Annotated in this window: 6 protein-coding genes; all 6 read right to left on the bottom strand. The window is 54.7% G+C overall.

Features of this window, described 5'->3' with window-relative positions; all coding sequences use genetic code 11:
• Positions 1 to 138: 138 nt before the first annotated feature.
• The 6 genes from rplL to secE all read right to left on the bottom strand — a co-directional run bounded on the left by rplL (position 139) and on the right by secE (position 3,516).
• Complete coding sequence (gene rplL, locus EYB53_RS14920) at positions 139 to 540, bottom strand: 50S ribosomal protein L7/L12 (RefSeq protein WP_135479235.1); 402 nt, start codon at positions 538 to 540, stop codon at positions 139 to 141.
• 69 nt (positions 541 to 609) lie between these two features.
• On the bottom strand, positions 610 to 1,140 hold the full coding sequence (rplJ, locus tag EYB53_RS14915) for a 50S ribosomal protein L10 (RefSeq protein WP_135479234.1): 531 nt from the start codon (positions 1,138 to 1,140) through the stop codon (positions 610 to 612).
• 209 nt (positions 1,141 to 1,349) lie between these two features.
• Positions 1,350 to 2,066: a 50S ribosomal protein L1 gene (gene rplA / locus EYB53_RS14910; RefSeq protein WP_135479233.1), complete on the bottom strand. Its 717-nt coding sequence runs from the start codon at positions 2,064 to 2,066 to the stop codon at positions 1,350 to 1,352.
• A gap of 70 nt (positions 2,067 to 2,136) precedes the next feature.
• Positions 2,137 to 2,562 (bottom strand): 50S ribosomal protein L11, encoded by a 426-nt coding sequence (gene rplK, locus EYB53_RS14905; protein WP_135479232.1) that lies wholly within the window; start codon positions 2,560 to 2,562, stop codon positions 2,137 to 2,139.
• Between the two features lie 122 nt (positions 2,563 to 2,684).
• Positions 2,685 to 3,257 carry a transcription termination/antitermination protein NusG gene (nusG, locus tag EYB53_RS14900; protein WP_097650489.1) on the bottom strand — a complete coding sequence of 191 codons (573 nt, stop codon included), beginning with the start codon at positions 3,255 to 3,257 and terminating at the stop codon, positions 2,685 to 2,687.
• A gap of 34 nt (positions 3,258 to 3,291) precedes the next feature.
• Positions 3,292 to 3,516, bottom strand: coding sequence for a preprotein translocase subunit SecE (gene secE, locus EYB53_RS14895; protein ID WP_097650488.1), 225 nt, complete (start codon positions 3,514 to 3,516; stop codon positions 3,292 to 3,294).
• Positions 3,517 to 3,663: the final 147 nt, after the last annotated feature.

Raw genomic sequence — 3,663 nt, 5'->3', positions numbered from 1 at the left:
CGGCGGTGCCGTGGCGACGCCTCCTCCGTCGGCGGTGCCGTGGCGACGCCTCCTCAGCCGGCGGTGCCGTGGCCGCGCCTCCTCAGCCGGCACCTGCCGTAGGGCCACGGCACCTGCCGTGGCCCTACGGCACCAAACCTACTTGATCGCCGCAGTTGCGCCAACCTCGGTAAGCTTCGCCTTGGCGGCATCGGCCTCTTCCTTCGAGACGGCCTCTTTGACCGCCTTGGGCGCAGCCTCGACCAGATCCTTGGCCTCCTTGAGACCGAGGCTGGTCAACTCACGCACCACCTTGATCACCTGGATCTTATTGGCGCCAACTTCCTGCAGGATCACATCGAACTCAGTCTGCTCTTCCACCGGAGCGGCGGCGACGGCATCACCGCCAGCAGCAGCAACCATCGGCATTGCGCCCATCATCATCGGCGCAGCAGCCGTCACGCCCCACTTGTCTTCCATCGTCTTCTTGAGCTCAACCAGCTCAAGCACATTCAGCGTTTCGATCGACTCGACAATCGCGGCAATCTTCTCACTCGACATGATGTATCTACTCCTTTATCCATTACAAAGTTGCGCTAGCAATGTCTGCCAGCAAAACACGAGTTACGTTCATTCACCTGCTGGTTGCAGCTGATCAATGCGGGCCTGCACGACATACGCGATATTGGAAATAGCTGCATTCAGCACCCCAACCACACCAGAGACTGGTGCCGCGACGCCACCGACAATACCTGCGAGCGCTTGCTCACGCGAAGGCAATTTCGTCACCGCATCAAGCCCATCGGCCTGAATCGGACTGAAGCCCAGCAGACCACCCTTTACCTTCAGCGGGCGTGCAGTCACCTTGCTGGCATCAAGCAGCACTTTGGCAACTTTCGCCACATCGTCATAGGCAAACACAACTGCGGTTGGCCCCTCAAGGTTTGGCTCAAGACCTTCCTTGCCGGTATTGCGTGCAGCCAGGCGGAGCAGTGTATTCTTGGCGACGACCAGCTCGGCACCGTTTTCGCGGAGTTTCGCACGCAGCGTTGACAAATCAGCGACATTGAACCCGCGGTAATCGGCCACAACCGCCAGTTGCGAACGCTCCATCTTCTCGCTTAATTCAGCCACAAGATCAAACTTGCGTTGCGTTGGCACAGTATTCACCCCCTCTCATACGCAGAACAAACAAAAAGGCCGCCAATGTCCTAGACATGGCGACCAGAGGCAGAGCACACCGTGCCCATATGAACGACAGCTTCGGGCTGCCCAGATCATGCCTCAGATCTACCTCGGTCGGCGGCCCGCAGGCCATTAAGGACAAATGCCACCAGACTGTCTAGGGTAGGTATATAAACAATGAGTCGTTAATTGAGCGCTGCACTCTGCGCCAGCAATGGATTGACCGGAACACCGGGGCCCATCGTGCTCGTCAGGGTCACCGTGCGTACAAAGGTTCCTTTGGCTCCGGAAGGTTTTGCCCCTTTTACCGCATCCATCAGCGCCACAAAGTTTTCGTGCAACTGTTCAGGCGTAAAGCTAAGCTTGCCAATTGCCACGTGCAAAATACCGGTCTTATCGTTGCGGAACTCGACGCGGCCACCCCGCACCTCGCGGATCGTCTTGGGCAGATCCTCGGCAGGCACGATCGTGCCACTCTTGGGGTTGGGCATCAAACCACGTGGGCCAAGCTTCCGACCGATGCGACCAACCTTGCCCATCATATCTGGGGTTGCGATGGCAACATCGAAATCAAAGAAGTTCTCTTTGTCAATGCGTGCAATCAATTCATCATTGCCCGCGAAATTGGCTCCTGCATCAAGCGCCCCTTGTACGGCATCATTCTGGCAGAAGACCAGCACACGCACCATCTTGCCAGTCCCGTGTGGCAGCGCAACGGTGGTGCGAATATTCTGATCGGCATGGCGAGGGTCAATCCCAAGACGAAGATGCACTTCAACTGTGGGATCGAACTTGACGTAGCTTGTCTCTTTGACGAGCGCGAAGGCCTCTTCAAGCGTATAGAGGCGATCTGGTTCGACCCGCGCAGCTACATCACGATACTTTTTACCTTGTTTTGCCATTTTAATCACTCCTGGTGGTACAGACGGGCTTTGCAAGCCCTCCCACGTTACAGCCGGGTGCGCGTTGCACCTAGTCAACAATCTTAATACCCATACTGCGTGCCGTACCAGCAATAATCTTCTCGGCACCTTCCACATCCAGCGCATTCATATCCGCCAACTTCTGCTCTGCAATCTGGCGGAGTTGAACCCGTGAAATCTGGCCTACACTGGTACGATTCGGGGTTCCCGAACCCTTCTGCGCACCTGCGGCTTTGCGCAACAGGTCAGCTGCAGGTGGGGTCAGCAACTTGGCGGTAAAGGAGCGATCACTAAAGATGGAGACTTCAACCGGAACGATACTACCGGCCTGTGCAGCCGATTTCTCGTTGTACTCCTTCACAAACCCCATAATATTGATGCCATATTGGCCCAACGCAGGGCCAACAGGCGGGGCCGGTGTTGCTTTCCCAGCGGGAAGTTGCAATTTGACGACACCAACCAGTTTCTTTGCCACAGTAGCTCTCCTCTGTGTGGAGGCGGATCGCCTCCTCCCTCATCGTCCCAACTCACGTGCGGGCGACGAGGTGTACAGTATCTAATGAAGCCCGTCGAGCGGCCTTCACAACGACAAATTGTTCAATCAACCAGGCGCGTAACCTGGAGAAAGTCAAGTTCAACCGGAGCTTCACGTCCAAAGAACGAGACCAGAACTCGCACACGTCCGCGCTCGTGATCAATGGCGTCAACTACACCCTCGAAATCGGTGAAGGGGCCATCAATAATTTTGACAGCCTGACCCTTCTGATAGCTAACGCGAACCTTGGGTGCTTCACCCTCCATCTGCTTGAGGATCGTTTTGACTTCATCATCCTCAAGCGGAGTTGGTTTATTGCCGTGACCGACAAAACTGGTCACACCAGGTGTATTGCGCACAACATACCACGAGTCATCAGTCAAATGCATTTGCACGAGCACATACCCGGGATAGATCTTTTTATTGACCGTCCGGCGTTGCCCATTCTTGATCTCAATCTCTTCTTCAGTTGGCACGATCACACGAAAAATCTGGTGATCCATCTCCATCGAATCGATGCGATGTTCCAGATTCTGTTTGACCTTATTCTCATACCCCGAGTACGTATGAATCACGTACCAGCGCCGATCTTCGGCCTCTTTTTCGGTTGTTTTTGGTGGAGTTTCCTCAGACACACCGGACTCCCACAATGGTTAGCTCTTCTAAAACTTACGAAACCAGACTTACCAGGGTGGTGTAGAGGAACAAGAAGATCGAGTCGCCAACAGCCAGGATTGCTCCAATAATCGTTGAAATCGTCAACACCACGATTGTCAACCGAATCGTCTCTTCACGTGTCGGCCACACAACCTTGCGCAACTCACTGCGTGTTTCACGCAGCCTGCGCACAATGACGTTTTCCTGCTGTTCCTTTGAATCTTTAACCACTGACATGTCGTTTCCTATTGCAGATTGAAGATTGCAGCCGGGTGTCAAACGCATGCTTATCGAGCTACGCACACCAGGCTGCAACCTGCAATAGATTCTTACGCTATGATCTTGGTGACAACACCCGAGCCGACGGTGCGTCCACCCTCACGG

Source organism: Candidatus Chloroploca mongolica (assembly GCF_004762035.2).
In the GTDB taxonomy this organism is placed as follows: domain Bacteria; phylum Chloroflexota; class Chloroflexia; order Chloroflexales; family Chloroflexaceae; genus Chloroploca; species Chloroploca mongolica.
This window is presented reverse-complemented; position numbering and strand designations above follow the sequence as displayed.